This is a genomic window from Rickettsiella endosymbiont of Dermanyssus gallinae, assembly GCF_019285595.1.
In the GTDB taxonomy this organism is placed as follows: Bacteria; Pseudomonadota; Gammaproteobacteria; order Diplorickettsiales; family Diplorickettsiaceae; genus Rickettsiella_B.
In genome coordinates this window covers 967,417-986,914 of record NZ_CP079094.1, presented here as the reverse complement: position 1 = coordinate 986,914, position 19,498 = coordinate 967,417, and the positions used below count along the sequence as shown (strand labels likewise).

9 protein-coding genes and 1 tRNA gene are annotated in these 19,498 nt (G+C 37.2%); 9 read left to right on the top strand and 1 reads right to left on the bottom strand.

Annotation, left to right across the window (positions count from 1 at the left end):
* The first annotated feature begins 8 nt into the window (after positions 1 to 8).
* The 7 genes from KX723_RS04930 (at position 9) to KX723_RS04900 (ending at position 4,311) form a co-directional block, all read left to right on the top strand.
* Positions 9 to 85, top strand: a tRNA-Pro gene (locus KX723_RS04930).
* 294 nt (positions 86 to 379) lie between these two features.
* Complete coding sequence (locus KX723_RS04925; protein ID WP_218813324.1) at positions 380 to 991, top strand: hypothetical protein; 612 nt, start codon at positions 380 to 382, stop codon at positions 989 to 991.
* Positions 939 to 1,109 (top strand): hypothetical protein, encoded by a 171-nt coding sequence (locus KX723_RS04920; protein ID WP_218813323.1) that lies wholly within the window; start codon positions 939 to 941, stop codon positions 1,107 to 1,109. Before KX723_RS04925 ends, KX723_RS04920 begins: the two co-directional genes overlap by 53 nt.
* A 222-nt stretch (positions 1,110 to 1,331) precedes the next feature.
* Positions 1,332 to 2,198: a hypothetical protein gene (locus KX723_RS04915; protein ID WP_218813322.1), complete on the top strand. Its 867-nt coding sequence runs from the start codon at positions 1,332 to 1,334 to the stop codon at positions 2,196 to 2,198.
* A 70-nt stretch (positions 2,199 to 2,268) separates the two neighbouring features.
* Positions 2,269 to 3,342 carry an RCC1 domain-containing protein gene (locus KX723_RS04910; protein ID WP_218813321.1) on the top strand — a complete coding sequence of 358 codons (1,074 nt, stop codon included), beginning with the start codon at positions 2,269 to 2,271 and terminating at the stop codon, positions 3,340 to 3,342.
* Between the two features lie 123 nt (positions 3,343 to 3,465).
* A complete protein-coding gene (locus KX723_RS04905) occupies positions 3,466 to 3,915 on the top strand; it encodes a universal stress protein (RefSeq protein WP_218813320.1) in 450 nt (149 codons plus the stop codon).
* A 171-nt stretch (positions 3,916 to 4,086) separates the two neighbouring features.
* A complete protein-coding gene (locus tag KX723_RS04900) occupies positions 4,087 to 4,311 on the top strand; it encodes a DUF378 domain-containing protein (RefSeq protein WP_126322690.1) in 225 nt (74 codons plus the stop codon).
* Positions 4,312 to 4,447: 136 nt separating this feature from the next.
* Here the strand turns inward: KX723_RS04900 and KX723_RS04895 are convergent, their stop codons facing one another.
* Positions 4,448 to 5,647, bottom strand: a complete 1,200-nt coding sequence (locus KX723_RS04895) for a DNA recombination protein RmuC (protein ID WP_218813319.1) — start codon at positions 5,645 to 5,647, stop codon at positions 4,448 to 4,450.
* A gap of 29 nt (positions 5,648 to 5,676) precedes the next feature.
* On the opposite strand from KX723_RS04895, the gene KX723_RS04890 reads away from it, so the two are divergent.
* Positions 5,677 to 7,524: a transglycosylase SLT domain-containing protein gene (locus KX723_RS04890; protein WP_218813318.1), complete on the top strand. Its 1,848-nt coding sequence runs from the start codon at positions 5,677 to 5,679 to the stop codon at positions 7,522 to 7,524.
* Between the two features lie 164 nt (positions 7,525 to 7,688).
* Complete coding sequence (locus KX723_RS04885; RefSeq protein WP_218813317.1) at positions 7,689 to 19,490, top strand: hypothetical protein; 11,802 nt, start codon at positions 7,689 to 7,691, stop codon at positions 19,488 to 19,490.
* Positions 19,491 to 19,498 lie beyond the last annotated feature (8 nt).

Here is a 19,498-nt window from a genome sequence, read left to right as displayed (position 1 = left end):
AAAAACATCGGGGCGTAGCGCAGCCTGGTAGCGCACCTGCATGGGGTGTAGGTGGTCGCTGGTTCAAATCCAGTCGCCCCGACCACGAAAATCAACACCTTCGCTTGTTCTTGCTTAACGTCAGTTTTGTATAAAAAATGGCCATTTACCTACCGTAACGTCTCGAGTTTTATCCAATGAATTCATTTTTCCACGCACGGTGTTTATTTTGCCTGGCTTATCAGTATAATTGATTACAGCTGTTCAGTAATTAAACAAAATATGATATAAGATTTTATCGGCTAAGAGGGATATAGCGCAGCATTTGATATAGAAGGTGGATTTCTTCTTAAGGAATAGCAGGGAGAATTATAATTATAAATACCGTTTCGAGTATCCTATGGCAAAAAAGGAAATCAACCCAAGCAGTACATTAGAATTAATCAGCGCAATCATCAACGATGTTTCTGACATAGATAGCGCTGAAAAAAAAGTAATCTTAGATACAGCACTACAAATGGCTCAAAGCTATAGTGAAAAAGATTTGCTCAAAAATTTTAAACAGCTGCGTGAATTAACCCCGTCAGAAACGGATAAAACATTAATACTTGCAACTTGGAAAAACAAGGAATTGACACTTGTTCAAAAAGCACATTTTCTAGCTAAGCATGCTGCAGCACTTACGCCAATTCCATCTAAGAATTTCATTGATAATATGTGGAAATTTTTAGGTATCGTGAAAAATGATAAAGAGTTAAATTCATTGTTAGCCAATCCACAGGGTTATATTAATAGCCAGCAAAATTTATCCGCTTATGCGCTACAAATTTTACAAATTATTATTAATGATCCGCTATTTAATAATTTACCCGCCATTAACCGACCTGCTACCAAGGATGTTTCTACGCCTATCGCCAATCAAATGCACCAGCTGAACTTGCCACAATATGCTTCTACCGATGAGACAGGAAAGCATTGTGAAAGCAATGCGAAGTCGAAGAGCCCGCGATAGGCGTGCGTTGACGGGCGAAGCAGGAAACGCATCACGCCGTAAAGTCATTTGTGGGAGGCACGGGCATGAACTCCGAAGGAGTGAGTGCGTGCCGGACGCAGGACGTATCGCGGCCTAATTTCAGTCGCGTCATGCGAACGAATTTCGGGGACACCATGGCCGAAATTCTTCGGGAGCATAGCGACTCACTTGCGATGCAGCAAGATTTCCTCAGTGTATTAACCCCGATGTAGCCGATGAAGTGCTGGCAAAGTCCAAAAAAGAATATCACGGCCCTAAAGTGATGGGATTTGCGGGTGCGATGGTAAGTTATCATCGCGAAGCCATTAAGTAAACGGCTTTGAATGTAAAAAAAATGAAGATGGGTGCATGCCATACGTTTGCACAATTAGCCGCCGATCATTTTTTAGCGTTGATTGAAAATGCTCAGCTAAATCCGATGCCCATAAAGATATTTAACCATCAAGCTGCACTCGGTTCACATACGTTTCTGTTGGTAGATCATACCTCTAATGATTTAACAGATTTATCAAATTGTTTGATTGTTGATCCTTGGGCCGTGGCCATGGGACATCGAGATAGGGATGGCGTGTATACCGAGGACAACTATCCTTTTTCTGACATGACAAGCAATTTAGTATGTTGTTACGATAATCAAGCGCCGGTTATTACGGATAAAAAAACTAACAAAGCGACGAGTGCTTCATTTGATCAGGAAATTCAAAGTGCTGTTGCAAATAGAGGATTCTTTTCAAATCGATCCGCCACTCAAAGACAGGAAGGTTTAAGCGAGTCTCAAATAACAACCGTTAACTTTCTAACTGAATTATCCGATATGACGGGTCAAGCCACTAAAAAAAGTTTAATGCTAGCACTCAGTGATGCCGTTAAGGATAAGAGCTTATCGTCTAAAAAAGCGGTCATATTAGCGACGGTTGCATCACAGGCAAGATTCATTGAAAAAGACGGTAATCATTATAAATGGAAAAAACCAACAACGGTTGATCAATCAACGTTACCCGCATTTAATAATAAATCAATGCTACTATTTTGGGAAAATTTTATTAATAGCAAAGCGATTGAGCCTATGGACGGCAATTTAAAAACAATGGATGCCAGTATGCTGGATAAAATAATTGGCTTTTTAAATAAACATAATGAAGTTTTAGAGTTTAATCAATCAGCTAACATAAGACCCAGAATTTGATACAGCGTGATGAATTGTCTTATAGTTAGAAATTATATTTTATAACTTCTAATTATAAGGCTTCATTACGATGTATAAAAATCAGCACGCGTCCAATGAATTAAAAATTAAACAAGTGGCTTGTGGGCAAAACCATAGCCTTATCTTATTAGATAGCGGGCGTGTTTTTGCAATGGGCAGTAATCAACATAAGCAATTAGGTTTATTCGCGCAAAGTAATTATTTTACGCCTACCGAGATTGTCAATATAGAACCTATTGATCATCTCAGCGTTGGCTTTGCGCATTCTTTACTGTTAAGTAAAAATAAAACACTCTGGGCCATGGGAAGTAATAGTGATAAACAACTTGCCTTTAAAGAGGATTCTCCAGAGCAGCTAAGTTTACAAAAAGTCTCTCACTTAGCCGCCATTACGCAGATCATCGCGACTGATTTTACAAGTGCCATTTTGGAAGGGCAAAGTATCATTCATCGCTTTGGTATCCCCGCATTAAAACCCCATCGCTTGCTGAATGATAAGCTATGCTTGCTGCCTGATTGGGTGGTGATGCCAGAAAATTTTAATGTGGTTGATATCTCAGTTGCTCAAAGGCATGCGTTGCTTCTCACCACTGAAGGCGAGGTTTATGGTCTTGGCTCTAATGAATATGGTTTGTTAGGATTAGGCGATGTTCCTAGCTGCGAAACCTGGACTAAGTTAGATCTACCCTGCGCGAAGCATATTAAAGCAACTAGCTTAGGCAGTGTGGTATTAACCCTAAACCATGCGCTTATGGTGAGCGGTATAAACTCATACCAACAATTTTCAAGTGCCCATACCAGAAAAATTATTCCTCAGTTTGAAACCCTCGCAAGCGGGGTAAGCACCTTTGATGCTTACGATTCACACACCTTGTATGTAGCGGCTAATCAGCTCTTTGCATTAGGCTGTAATGATAAGGGGCAATTAGGCCTAGGTGAATTGAATGGGCAAAAAACAGCGTTGGCAGCACTTAAGCCTTTTATTTTAGCAAAGCCCGTTATAGATACCCATATGCAAACTCAAATAAAAAAACCTGAACTTGCATTTTTTATGGCATCTAAAGATAAAATGATAACGCCCGAAGAGGAAGAGCAAGATCTTGCCTGGGAAAATTCATTATAACAATCCGCGGTAATCGCTTCTTTATGCGCTAAAGCCAGTGTTCGTGTGAACATTTACTGCTATAGTAGAGCAAGAGGAGCAGTTTACCTTATCTTATCTATTGGCAAAGCAGGAGATAGAAGAATGGCCATTTATCAACACATTTTAGTCGCAATTGATCTGCATCCGACCTGTGATGAAATTATATTAAAGCGTGCGCATGAATTAGCAAAAATGAACAATGCTACCTTGTCGGCTATTCATGCGGTCGAGCACATTAATGCCTATGGCGTTGCGCAAGCCTATCCCGCTGTCATTGATCTAGAGGGTGAAATGCGCGTAGAAGCAACAAAACAATTGGCTCAATTATCTAGCAAGTTTTCTATTCTCGCTGATCGACAATACGTTGAAGTCGGTTCACCCAAGGTCGTTATTTTAGATAAGCTAAAACAGTTGAAGTCAGATTTAATTATTATTGGTAGTCATGGACGTCATGGTATCGGTGTATTATTTGGCTCTACGGCAAGTGCAGTTATTCACCATCTGACGTGTGATGCCCTGGTTGTCAAAATACCTGACCATAAACTGACATAAATTGGATGCCTATAGCACAGCTAAACATCCGAGCGCGAAGAGTATATTTGTTTATCTACGATTTTTGAGCTACAGTAAGAAGGTATTATTGCAGTAGTATGCCAAAAATAAGACATTTTACTTGATGCGTGTTACTTGATGTGTGTTACTTGATTAAATAAAGGAGTATTTATGTTCAAGAATCCGAGTGTTTTAGATTGGGTTGCACTAGTTATCTTATTTATTGGTGGTTTAAACTGGGGGTTAGTCGGTTTGTTCCACTTTGATTTAGTCACTGGTATTTTCGGCGATTACAGCCCTATCGCAAGAATCCTGTATATTATTATCGGTCTTTGCGCTATTTATGTGTTAGTTCGTGCGCTAAGCTGCTGTAAAAAAGGGATATCAGTACCTTAAAACTTTCGTCATGGTGAGCGAAGGTCAGTGAGCGTGGCCATCCGTCATTGCGAGTGCTACAGGCACGAAGCAATCTAGGAAATACGTAGCTGGATTGCCGCGCGCCTCCGGCGCTCGCAATGACGAGTTCGTAGAATTATTCCAAGACGTTGGGTGTTAACTCAACTTTTTCTATTTTCTCAAAACGTAAACTGATCTTATCTGCTGAGGTTTTAGCTTCTTGAATATCGGTATGTGCTTGTTGAATATGCTTGTATAGATTATCCATACGTTGCCTAAACCGAGAAAAGTCTTTGCTTAATACCGTCAGGTGTTCTTGAATCAAATGTACCTGTTCACGCGTTGCCGCATCTTTTAATACCGCACGCGCGGTTGTTAAAATAGCCATCATCGTCGTTGGCGATACTAACCAGACGCGTTGACGATGCGCTTCTTCAACTAAATCATAATAATTGGCATGAATTTCTGCGAAAATGGCTTCAGCTGGAATAAATAACAAGGCACCTTCAGAGGTTTCGCCAGGGATAATGTATTTACTTGAAACGGCCTGAATATGATGGCGTATATCGATACGAAACTGTGTAGCGGCTGCTTTTTGTTCACTTTTTGGTAAATCATGATCGGTTAATTTCCTAAAACCTTCTAAAGGAAATTTCGCATCAATCGCGATACTGCCGGTGGGAGGCGGGAGCAGTAAAAGACAATCCACACGTTTTCCATTACTGAGAGTGTGTTGCAAACTAAAATGGGCGGGTGGTAGCACATTTTGAATCAGCGCATTTAATTGCACTTCACCAAATACACCTCTAGAACGCTTATCCGCTAAAATTTGCTGTAAATTAATCACATTATTAGAAAGCTCAGTGATTCTTTTTTGTGCTTCATCAATCAGGGCAAGCCGTTTTATGACATCCGTAAAGGTTGCAGTGGTCTGTGCAAACCCATCAAATAAGCGTTTTTCTACCTGCCCGCTGATCATTTGTAATTTTTCTTGCGTATTTTCAGTTAATTTATCCATACGTTGACTAATGGATTGCAAGCCTTGTTGTATGCTGTCTTGTAAAAGTTTTAAATTACCGAACTGATGCTGATCAAATTGTTGTCTGTGCAAATTTAATTCGCGAAGTAATTGCTCTTTTGATTCGGCGGCATGACGGTGATCCGCAACCCGTGAATCACCGAGCTGATTGAGTAAACGATTAATATCCAACCAACGGCTTTCCATTTGTACTAACTTTTCATGTTGGCGCTCTAGTTTATAAAAATGAAACAGCGCAAATCCTATTAAGCTGGCAAGCAATCCTAAAGTGATATATATAAAGTTAATGGCAATCATTTTTTCCTATTTCCTAAATAAGCAATCAGATGATTAAAAAATATCTGAGCAGCTTGTTGTTAATGCTCGTATTCTATTCAAACGTTCCGTATGCGGATGACAGCAATCGACAGCGCCAATTATTTTGGCAAGCACGCCAGCTTTTATTAGCCAAGCATTACCGGCAATTTGAACAATTAAAAGATCAGTTAAAAGATTATCCCTTATATCCTTATTTATCTTATATCAAAATAAAACAGCAACTAGCTTATCAGAATGTCGTAGCAATAGACGACTTTTTAGAAAGCTATAAAGACACACCGTTGGCCAATAAACTACGTACTGAGTGTTTAACCGAAACGGTTAAACACAGGGATTGGACACATTTTATACATTATTATCGTCCGATTTATGCCCCTACACTACAATGTTATTACCTGAATGCTTTATTAGCGACGAATCAACAACAAGCGGCCTATAAAGCGATACCTGAACTATGGCTAACACTGAATTCACCGCCTTATATCTGTCATCATGTATTCTCACGTTGGGAGCACTCAGGCGAGCTGACGCATGCATTAGTTTGGAAAAAATTAGAACAAGCCATTCAACGAAATAATACACCTGTTATCCAGCATTTAGGGCAGCTGTTACCGGCAGATGAAAGACAGCAGCTTAAGTTATGGTATCGGGTCCATAATCATCCGTTGTTGGTGGAGCAAAGCGAACAATTTGATGCCGACGATCCGATTGATAGAAAGATTTTATTAGACGGTATACGTCGCTTAGCAACAAAAGATCCCAGTGAATTGGTTGAAACATGGCCACTACTGGCAAAAATGTATCAGTTTAACGAAGCAGAAAAACAAAGCTTGCTCAGTAGCTTATCTATTTCACTGGCAAGGCATGCCGACCTAGATGCAGGCACGTGGTTAAAACAAGTTAAACCTACCTATACGGATTCAGTGCTACGTGAGTGGCGGGTACGTAATGAGCTATTAAAAGGGAATTGGAAGCAGGCATTGTATTGGATCAATCATTTAACACGTAGTGAACAAAAACTTCCTTGTTGGCGTTATTGGCGGGCGAGGGCATTAGAAGAAACCCAGCAAACACAGGCGGCCACGGTTATTTATAAACGTTTAGCCACTGAAGTGGATTATTACGGTGTATTGGCCAGTCAACGCTTAAAGCAACGCTATTCTCCAGCAATACAGCGGGTATTAGGCAGTCCGGTGGCGTTGCAACAAAGTGAAGCGATACAACGTGCAAAAGAACTTCATGCATTAGGCTTTACAGGCGATGCGCGTCGCGAATGGTTATGGGCGCTACCGCATTTATCTATTCCACAGCGCCAGGCGGCTGCACAGTTAGCGAAGCAATGGGAATGGTACGATTTAGCCATCATTGGTGCCGCTAAGGCTAACATACACAATGATATTCGATTACGTTTTCCGATGGCTTATCGTACACCGGTTTTAGCGACGGCAAGAAGTTTGCATTTAAATGCCGCTTGGATTTGGGCCATTATGCGCCAAGAAAGTGCCTTTATGTGGAATGCAAAATCGAGTGCGGGGGCATTAGGATTGATGCAAATTATGCCCGGAACAGGGAAAATATTAGCGAAAAATCTTAATTTAGCCTCGACTAATTTATTAGATCCCAAACAGAATATTCGTTTAGGCGGTTTTTATTTAAAACGCTTGTTAAAAACATTTGATGGTAACCTGGTATTGGCTACAGCGGCGTATAATGTAGGGCCTACACGCGTTAAAAATTATCAAACGCTGTATCAACGTTTACCACGAGATGTTTGGGTGGAAATTTTACCTTGGAAAGAAACGCGCGACTACGTTAAAAGCGTTAGTTTGGCCCGAAACTTATATGGCCAATCCTAAGCAATGACGGTCTATTAGCGAATGCTTTGAGTGACTCGGGCCTGTCTTATTATTGTCTTGCTCCTTTTTTAAAAAAGAAAACATTAAAAAGCCAAGCGGCTTAATAAATCCTTAATTTATTTACTCTATTATTCTTATCAAAATAATAATAGGACAGATCTCAAATGATTTTGGATAATAAAAATAAAAATCAACTGGTAGGAAGACTATTCGATAGATTGAAGCGCGATGAGGCGTTCAAAAATTTACTATTTAACAATGATAAAGTAAAAACATTACAGGTATTTTTAACCCTGTTTCCGTTTAAAAGTGATTTGTCTAAGCCTACAGATAATGAGAAATCATATAATGATCTGGTATCTCTAGAATCGACTAAAGAGAAAAATAAAGAACCAGAAAACAAGGGCTTTATTTATAAGACACTGTTCACTTTAGCAACGCAGGTCAAATCTGCAGCTCCCCTGAGATCTTATGTACTTTCTAACTGCCGTCGTGATCACGACGAAAAAAGCATTCTCGTAGAAAATATCGTCTGGGAGCGTATAAGAAAGACTATCGATTTTTTTCTTAATTTTGACGTTGAAAATGAAAAATATCGTATAAAAAAAACGAGGGTGTCAAACAATACGCAAGATTATTGGGTTCAACCTTACGCTTATAAAGGGAGAGAGGAGAGCGGTGTATTGTACCTTTTAGGGGAGTATGAAGATGGGGAAAAACCTAAAAATCTAATCGAATTATTATCGAATCAAGCCGGATGGAGCTTAAATTCAACAAATGATTCATTGTTATTAGAAGATTTATTGTATCAACTATTAACCTATTGCCTAGTCCATTTTTTAAAGCTTAATTTTAAAAATATTTCATTAAGCTTAACGGAACACCTAGGTTATTTCATGCAGAGTAAGCAGATAAGAACCAATATAAAGAACTGTGATATATATCTTGAGGCTTTTAATGATTCAATACGCCATATAATCAGTGGGTTTGGTGAAGAAAAATTAAAAACAGGCGAGTTTGAAAAAAATAAATCCCCTTTGCAATACAATATCGATGCGGCTACTTTTCCAGAGCTTGGTTCAGGGTATGTGCTTACACAACAAGATTTATATGCTTATTTAAGTGCTGAATTCTTTTCAGGCGAGATCCTCAATAATAAGTTATTTAGAAGCTTTGTTATTAAGCCGGACGGCAACGGTGCTGTTAACCGACTAGAAATAGAATATGACCCTATACGGGTATGCTGTTCCAAATTAAGGCTAACCCATCACACTGAGCTGAATAGGCTTCCTCATGAAATCCTCGATTACGTTACTTTATTAATTGTTAATTTTGGTACCGAAGCAAACCCAAAATGGTCTTGCCTGAAAAAAAATAAAGCAGGAGATTGGTTAGCTTATTTGCCAAAAAAACATGGGGTAACGCTATGGAGCATCATTGATATCGCCTCTACAATTTCTTTCGTCGATGATGAAGTGAGTGATTCTATAGAAGCTAAGCCAGAGGACTGGAGCGAATGGAATACCGCGCTGCTGAGTATCATTATTCCTTCCTTATATCATAATCAGGAAAGTGAGATTGAAGAACGCATCCGAGCTTCTACGCTTGAAGAGCGTTTTAGCGCGGTGACTGAAATCTTAGTCACCGCTGATAAAAAAAAATCATATCACGAAGCATTAGTTTTATCCGGCCGTTACTCAGATCATTCTATAAAAGATATTCTTAATGATCCAAATTTAGTCAAGGAAAATCCATTTTTAAGTCTGCCAGATTATATTGAGTTTGAAGCGCAGGTATTAACCGGTAGTTATAGAGATATCTCAAGCGATAATAAGACACTCACTTTATCTCCCTCTAATGCTCAGGAACTCATTGCAGGTTTATATAAAAATGAACGAAGCAACATCGTCGTTAACTTAAAGGATACGTTTAGTCTTTCAAATGAAGAAGGTGCTTTATTGATTGAACTGTTTGCGCATGATGCACATATTTTAAATATTAGCTTTGAATTTTCAACGAGCACTAATAACCAAGCGGCTAACGATATTAATGCATTGATTAAGCATTCAAAAATCTGTGTTGCTAGAAATAATTATCTCAATTTAAATTTAAAGGCATCGTTTCCAGGTTGCTATAACAGCTTAAAAAATGCTGAACACATGTGGCGTGACACGGGTCTGTATATGGTTGATTATTTAAGCGTTAATCGAAAAAAATTTTCAAATAAATCATTTATTGAACATTATTTAAAATCCAGATCATCTTCGCCGGAGCACCCAAGCTATTGGACCGCTTTGGGGGAATCTGGATTAAACACATTTTTTAAACAGCTCAGTCAATTTCCTGTCGATAATGAGCGATTCCCATTGCATGGCTTTTTTGATCTTGAAAGTGAAATAGAGCCTTTATATAGCCAATATTTTTACAAAGCACTCAAAGTCTTTTATGAAGCTAGGGATAAAATAAACGATAATGATGCAAAAGATTTACCTGTTTTTGAGAAGCTTGAAATTGTTCTTCCAAAAAAATCGGTAGATACCGATAGTGTTGCTAAGCTATTGGCTTTATTAGATAAATATGACAATAAATCGCCTTTACTGAAACAGTGTTTGGTGTTACAGGGATTTGACGTCAACTTGAATGAACATAGCGCATTATTAGCCGTATTAGAACAAAAAATCCATGCGTATAAAATAAAAGTTCAAATCGCTATTCCGGCTTTAGATGCTCAATATTTTACGGATATAACAAAATCATCTATCGTTGCTCAGTATAGAGCCTTGCAAAATCAAGTACAGTGTAACTGCCAAAAAGACGATACCCGCCAAGAAGTCGTAGAAAGTGCTAAAGAAACCTTAAGCAACCATAGCGTAGTACCTCAACCTGTAGTCCCTCAATCGGATGGAAAATTAACTGGTAACACACAATGGTTATTAAAGGAAACGCCTGTTTTGTGTTTTCAACAGCAGCAGCAGCAACAGCAGCAGCAACAACAGCAGCAGCAGCAACAACAGCAGCAGCAACAACAGCAGCAAACGGCAAAGTTGGATGCTTATTTATATGACGAATCACAGTTGTTGGCACGTAATAATATATGCGCCTATTTATCTGAACATTCAAACAATCTTTCAGCCGATCAAAAACAAGATTTTTCTAAGCAATTTTCTAGTGACGCACTTAAATTATTCAATGCCATTGTAGGCAGTACGAAAGAGGCCAAAGGATTGATTGAGGCCATAGAGAAAGACGCAATGGATGTCATCTTAAAACATTCAGCTCAATTTCAAATGGGTATATCCATACATTATCCCCCCGCCGGATTTTATTTTTGTAGCGGAAAAAACGATCGTATTATTTTATGTTATAGCGAATTACAGAAAATATCAGATCTTAAACAACAATCCGCCGCGGAGAATTCTATTGCCTATAGAGTGAGCTTAGACAATAAAATGCCGACAGAAGTCATGCAAGGTGATTACCGTTTATTTGAAAGTATTTCTATTAATGAAAAAAGCGCATTGAACGTATGTTTTGACTTAGCAACACCATCGTATGATGACTCAAGCGATCTTGTTCTTAATGCATTCGAGACCTTAAGGGATAAGAGTCAGACAGCGCCTAATTTTTTTAATAAAAAACCTTTGCCCGTTGCCGCTATACAAATGAGTTACTACGCTGTGAACGGAGCGTTGTTTTTGGCCAATGAATCTGCTGAGACAACGCGCGAACAACTTAATTCTTTTCTGAGCGATAAGGATAGCTTTGATAAAAATTTTATTACATTATGTTTTGCAGATAATTTTCTGACAGAAGCTAATTTAAAGGCTTTAGGGCAGCTTTATTATTATTATGGCGATGCAGCCGTCGTTCAATTTTTCAAATTAGCTGAATCTATTTATGCTTGTTTTGGGGAAGAATACTTCAAACAATGGAAAATTGGCTTTGTTGATACGGTTGTTAATTTTTCTGAGCTATTAGATATAGCTCAAGTTAATGCCGTGTGCGACTGCATTAAAACCTTGCAACAGAGTGACTATCGACTATTCTGGGAGTTATCGAAAAAAAATACCGATTCATTAGCTTATCATCCATTTTCTACAGACTGGAATAGCTTTAAATGTTTCATGACTTATCTAAAAAAAAGGCGATTACAAGTAAAGCCAGAAACGATAGATGCATTGATACTTTATAAAAAGCCATTCCAGTTATCCTTATTTATAGAGCGGGTCATGTATGCACTGGATAGCATAGAAAACATAGGTAAAGATATAACTGCGAAGCAACAAGATCTTATTGACGATTTGGCTAAGTTTTCTTGGTGTTCCGGTGATCTGATCTATGCCATAGATGAAGGCTTCTCTTATTTTGATCCTGATTTAGCATTAGAAAACTTTACAGGCTCAGAAAATAAAATTTCTTATCGTACTTCTATGAGCCCGAGCAATGATAAGCAATATTGTATGTTTAGAGGCTTGCGATTTGCTGCGTTTCTGTCAGATATTACGCTAGCGCAATTTAAAAAATATAAGACTCACTTGCAAGCGATTAATGCTTTAGCGATTCAGGATTGTGACAAAGAAACTTTAACGACGCTGCTTTTTATTATGACCCGTAGCGGATGTGATTCAATCGATGATTTAAAGAATGATTTATTTGATAAGTATAGCGAAGTTGATAGTTCATTTTTTACTTTTATCAGTGATTTTAATAGAAAATTTGTTTTAGAGACTGAAACTCAATTTGGCATAGACCCCTGTAAATTACACTTACAAGATCTCAGTATTCTTTATAACTTTTGCAATCAGGAGAATTTATTAGCCGATTTTACAGCTAAAAGTAATCATTTTATTAACGCGGTTGGAAGGTTATTACAGTTAAGCAAAGAAAAAGATTTATACGGTAAAAATGGTTATCTTGAAATATTAAATAAATACGATGTCTTCTTAGAAAGAAAAAAGATTAATCAATATTGTCTTTCTACCATCGCTTACTTTATTTTTCGTACTAAGAATAGTAACGATGAGGCGATAGTCTCGTTATTTAATTTAATTAATAACGTTTATGAATCATCTAATGATAATAAGATCAAGCAAGTAGATTTTCTTTTTCAACAACTTAATTCTATTGATTTTAATCATAAATTCCCGGATAAATCAGAAGTTGAAAGCGTTTTAACTTTGATTAAAAACGCAACGAATGAACAAAAAGTAAAGCAGATCAGACGCGAATTTATTAACCAGCAGATCAAGGCTGGCTGTATTATTCCCTTGCAAGATGCGGATTATCGTATGTTGTCAGGGGATGAGCAAATAAAAGCCTTTGGTAAATTAAAATTATCACGTTTGTACTGCGATGAAAATCAAAACTCGCTAAAGGCTTTATTTAAACGCATTGCGGTTCCTTCGAATGAAAATACGGATATAGATTCATTGCTAGATAATTTAGCAGAGATTTTATCTAAATTAGATACACATCCAAATTTTAATCAGCTTATTCAGATCGTTGCTTTACTTAATAAACAGGCTGAAAAGGGAAGTTATTATTCTTTGTCGGCGTTGAATTCCTTATTATCTGCTTTATTACCCGTGTCAAATGGATTCCTGCAACTTTATCCTATAAGCGCATTGGACGTTATTTTAAATGAACTAAAAAATCAACAGGGTATGCAGGGATTAATCAGCCCTAATTTAGGCTTATTATCTGGCAGCATAGATAGTGATTTACTCGTATCTATTCAACAATTAAAACAGGAATCCTTTACACCAACGCAAACGGTTAAGTTAATCCAACTTTTCTTAAAAACCAAGCAAGGAAATTTGTTAGATTACGATAGATGTTTAGAGGTTTTAAAAGAAATTAAAAGTAACGGAAATGAAGCACTGGCTGCTAATTTTCTGAATTTATTTTTAGGTATTGCGCAAGAAATTGAACAGGGTGAAGATGAAAATATACCAGAGAAAGCCATGGAATCTCTTCATGATTTAAGAGATTTAGCTCTAGAAAAAGATGAAAAAAAACAAGCGATCGTTATTCAACTCATAACACTTAGCCTAAGCACTAACTCGGCAATTATTTTTTTAGATACATTTTTAGATAACTATAAAAAAATCCTAAACGAGAACCAATCAAATGAATTAAACGAAACTAATTTGTTGATGGTACTGGTTCAATCAATTAAACAATCGAATCTGCTGGATGAGAGTTCTTTACAAAATTGTGATGCACTTATTAGCTTATTAACATCATTATCTGACCCGGAACTTGAAGAATTAGCGCTGTATTATGCTTCCTCGGTACCCGTGCCAGATCTTAACTTTTATCGAGATTATCAGCAGCAGAATAACGCTTCCGCTGCTGAAACAAATATTACGCAGATGCTGGATTATTTTGAATGTGGCTATCAAAAGGGTTCTACACGTAATTATAGTGTAACTGAAGAAGATAAAAGTAATTTAAAACGCATTTTATCTGAACTGAAGTTTAAAGGTGGTGCGTCCTTAGATTTTGAGCAACAACAAACGCTGATCAGTCTCTTATATTTTACTAACAGCTATAGTCAATCAGAAGGTTTAGCTACATTAAAGACAGTTAAACTAGTCAGTAAATTGCATGGCTTAGCAGAGGATTTACGTGCTGGCAAGATGGATAGCTTTGACAAGATGAAGCTGGTTGCCATCATGCGTGAAATTTTATTACGTAAATCGGGTAAGTGGGCGACACATACACAATTATTAGCCTTGACTCAAGGGATTTTAAGCAAGGATCAAAGTTTGATCCTGCAGATAGCGCCTGGGCAAGGAAAAAGTATGATTAGCGCGCTGTATACCGCATTTTTAGCGCTAGCAGGCCACGAGATAGATCTTTTCAGTGCTAAAACCGAGCTCTCTGTGCGTGATTATGAGGAATCCTTGCCATTCTTTAAGACGATGGAAATTCCTTGTGGTTATATTGATCAAAATTCCGCTGAAAATGATTATAAATCGGCTATTGATGGTTCTTTAGGTGCTGTTAATTTTACTACCCCTGCTGGATTGAGCTTATTTTTTTCTCGCTTTGTTCTACTTGGAAAAAGTATATTTTCAGATAAAAGCAAACGCATTGCTTTTATCGATGAAGCCGATTTCATCTTATTTCAAGAAGCCAAGATTCAATATAATTATGCGCCAGGTGAAACGGCTGCTTTTGATTCTAATGTTTGGATTTATAAGGTTATTTTCGATTTTTATGAAGAACATCCAGATCGGTTTACTACATACATCCAAACAGATGATCTAAACCTATTGCTTGAAGAAATTAAAAAAAATAGTTCTTTAGCACCTGAATCTTCCGACTTTATCGAACGTTATGCCATTGAACAACCGAATCAAGCAACAGCAGAAATATTAGTCACGCTAATTAAAGCGGCCCATGCTGCAAAACAGTTAACTAAAAATAAAGATTATTCTATTGTCAAAGAACAACGTTTAATTCAAAAGGAGTTGATTACTGTAAGCATGGCGTGTCCTTTGATTGAAAGCCAGCTTCAATTAGGATCAAGCTATGGAAACTATGTACAGCAGTTTTTACATATTGGCTTGAATAAACGAGAAGCTAACCAAGATAGAACCCCTAACTTTTTGATTAATCCTATTTCTTCAATCGCATTATCACTCAATATACGATCGTTTCTAGCGGAGTATTATCAAACTTGTATCGGTCTGACAGGGACCGCTGGTGGTCGTGAAAAACGCAGGCTCTTAAAAGCACAGGGTTTTAACACACTTAAAATACCACGGCATACTGAAAGTCGGGCTATCGAATTAGCATCTATTTTTGCGTCGTCACTAGACCAGCAAGTTAACTCTACTTGTGACATGTTGCTTAAATACCATCAGCAACCTATTTTAATAAGCTGTAGGGACGATAATGAAGTGTTAGTGCTGCATCAAAAAATTAAGGATGAGTTAGAAAATAGAACCGCAGTGCAAGAAAATAGTACGATACAAGAAATACTCAATCATTTAATATGTGATACCAACACGAGTGGTAAATCTGAATCAGAAATATTAAATGAAGTGGGAAGGGCCGGTACCGTAACACTCAGTGCTCGAATGGGCCGTGGTACTGATATTAAACCGTATTCATCGGAGGGGGCTGTCGATTTAGGGGTTATACAAAGTTATTTACCGGGTGAAAATGACAGTGACGGAGATACGCGTAAACAAGAAATAGGGCGTGGAAATCGTGGTCATGAGGAAAAAGAGATAGTTGCTTTTTCTATCGGTATCTATGATCTATCCGATATTAATCGTAGGGCTTCTTCAGCAGAAAATAATTATCCTGAGTTATGGAAAGCTGCCGAAACGTATACACATTATAAAATAAACAAGCGGAAAACAAAAGCCAGTGAAACGCTAACAAATGTTTCTGAAATTACGCCAGAGATATTAACGGCAGAGACATTAGTTGAATTTGAATCGGGCCTAGCAAGAAGAGAACATCAACTAAGCAACGCAAAAAATACAACCTTATCCACCTTATCGCTTTTGGTTGCAAAGTTTGCCTCAGCTGGAACAATCACTATTAGCGATAAAAAAAATAAAGAAAAATGGATAAGCTTCATGCTAGAAGTGAACGAAAGTTATGCTGGCTTTTTATCGCTGGAAGAAGAAGGCACTGCAATTAATAAATTTAATCAATTTATTAATGATTTAAAGTCAAAAACGCGTGAGGTATTTAGTTCATTAAGTCTTCCTGTTTTAACAAAGTATGTTGACGTTATTAATAATGCACTCAATCTACTTAAATTAGAAGAAGTCGATTTAAAAGAAGCCTTAATAAAAGAATGGGAAGTGCCAAAAGATCGAGCAGGGCAAGCACAAACAGAAACTAATCCTACAAAAGGATTACTCGACTTTTTACCCGATTACGCAAATAAGATTAATACCCGTTTTTTTTCTGAGGATATTAATGATGTGGATCTATTAAAAAATAGCTTTCTTCCTGAAGGCGATAAAACATTGCTCCAGTTTTATCGTCGTATGGATTCATTAATAAATAATAAAACCTATTCAAATGAACAATTGCATAGAGTTCATTCTGCGCTGAACGAGTTATTTAATTCAGATGCTATATTGTTGATAGCATTAGATAAGATTCAGATCTTATTAGATATTTTAGATAATAAAAATGATCCGGGCCGTTTAAGTGGTTTTATACATCTATTATCTATTTTTCATCAACATGCTATTTTTAAAAATAAACCCATTACAGCAGACTCTTTGAGCTGTTTTTCAACATTGTCTGAAATGCTCGCCGATTTAATGGGATATACGCAGACTGAAGAAGACAAAGAGGATTATGGTAAATTTTTAAATGAGCTGTTAGACGCATTTAAAGATAGATCGCTTGATCATAAACGTTTAGCTGCTATTAAAAAATACATAGTAGGTAATAAACAAGCATGTGACATACTCATCAGCTTTTCAAAACAACAAGCTAATAATGAAGAAGGTGCGTTTAACTATTTATATGATTTAATTTTAAACATTAATACGCTGCCACGTGTAAACGATCTAGAGGATAGACTCGATACGTTTGTAAACATTATTATAAGCAATCAATCTACACTGCGTAACAAGCCTTATTTTGTAGAAGTTATTAGCTTACTTTTTTTTGCTGACGGATCCACTGTTAATGCGAGCGTTTCTGACAAGAAAGAAGTGTGTGATCTTTTGTTTAAATTGTCGGATCTAGCAATACCCGAACAAATTAAAGCCAGTCTTTACGCTAGCTATCCAGCGCTTAAAGCAGTAAATGAAATAAAAACTTATTTAAATTTCGTTTTAGCATGGGAGGAAGCAGCTAAAGATTATTTAAGTCAAGCAAATTTAAATAAGGATGAAGGTCTAGGTCAATCCATTTTACGGTGCTCACAGCAAGATAGGACTGAAAACCATGTAGTTAAAAATTTATATTTTTATAGCTCACTCAATAAAGAAAACTGTCATAGTGTAGCTCCAGCCTTTATTTTAGAACTAAGCCAGGATTATTTTTCTTCTGAGACCGCTCAAACCGACAAAGAACTATACCAGAGCCTACATCTGGCAGGATGTTTGTCGAGCCGATTAGAGTATATAGAAACTAAGACCGCCCAATTTATTGAGTCTTATAGACAAGATGAATATGCCTTAGCGTTTAGTAAAAAAATAAAGGCTTTTCATGGAAATAAAAAAGAAGAAGAACTTTTTACTTCACTGAAGGCGCCTAATGCTGAAAAAGAACGGATGCTATTCGGATTATTATTAGCTTCTGAATTATTAAAAAATCAGGATGAAGGGAAAAAGGCATGGTTGGAGCAGCTTAGCCAACTTTATGCTGAATTAATTACACCAGCGCGTAAAGACAAATCAAAGCTATTGGCACGTTCAAAAGAACTTCAGCATATCAATGAGAATAAAAACAATTTTTTATCTGATCCTATCCCTCTCTCAACAGGTGATAAAGTCTTAATAGACGAACCATTGAGAAACACGTTGGCGAATATAATTCAAACGATGAATATACTTTTCAATTCGGGTGAAGGTTCCCTTGCTCAGGAAATAGCCAAACAATTAAATGGTTTAGGTGCGATTATTTCAGATCAATTGATTATTAAGTGCTTTGATAAATTTAATTCAAATGTACCTTGGCAAAAAAAGTTAAAGATACTAAAAGCTAAGCTGGATCCCTTGTTTAAAACGAGTGAAGCGGTTGCACGATTCGAGAATTCATCACCTAGTTTATATCAATTTTTCAAAGATAAAAAAAGAAAACAGATAGATCAGTTTTTTGGATTAGTAATAACACAGGATTGTGAACCGGTGCATGACAACCTTCTGCTAGCCTTAGCAAAAGAATATGTTGCTAAATCTATTTCTTTAGCTGACTTAGAAGCCGCGCTTAAACTAGCCGGTCACTTTGGTACTTATTTGAATTCAGGAGATCCTTCAGCGGTGCTTAAGTTTTTAAAGGAAAATAGCAACGATGAAAATAGCGAGCGATATAAGAAGCTTATTGATATTGCAAACGCTTTAAAGGAAGAAAATTGGGCCATATGGTTTGAAAAAGTTAGCGCTTATTGGGAAGAGCGCGTCTTATTTATGAGCTTATTAAGTAATAATGTTATTGTTAACGCTACTGGTTTACATGCCGAGGCTTGGGAAAAATATTCTCAGCTAGCTAAAGAAACGATAAATGAAAACGAAATAAACGAAAAGTGTCAATTTATCGATACGCTCAATCTATTAAATGAACTCAATCACGTCGTCTTATCAGAAGAAGAAAATCAGCCCATAATACAAGATCAAAGACTCAGTGATGATGGTGATTTTGATACATGTAAAACAAGATGGTTAAATGAACTTCATCAATACGGTGGATTTTTTTCAACAGCTGATTGCACGCGTAATCAACAAAAGAAAAAACTGTATACGGCCGTTGAATCGATTCAAGCTGATCGACCAGAACTTTATTTAGAAGTATTGCAGGCGCTTGAAAAGCTGCAGCGCGATATTTTTGTGAGCGACCAATATTCACATAGAAATAAAAAGAAGGGCTTTAGCCGCTTACTTGACTTAAGCATGAAGATTAAGATAGAGGTGATAAAAAAAATAATGGCAAGCAAGGATTCATCGCAGATTGAAGAGGCCTTCACGCTGGTTGAAAAAGGATTTGAAAATAGTGAAGCTATATTAAGCCGGCGTCTAGAGAACGAAGGTAGTAGCTTACTGCTTAACCTAATAAAAAGCTGGTTCCTTAAAATAATAGCACTCTTTTCTCCTGAACTTGATTCTCAAGTGAGCGAGCGAGCTACGATTTTTAGCGACGAGGGATACCCTAAACAGCTCAATTATCTAGTAAAACATTGTGAGGATATGAACGAAAGTGCTTTTTCTGAAGAAAAAGCTAGAGATTACGATCTTTATTCTATAAGCGGGTCTTATTAAATAACTAT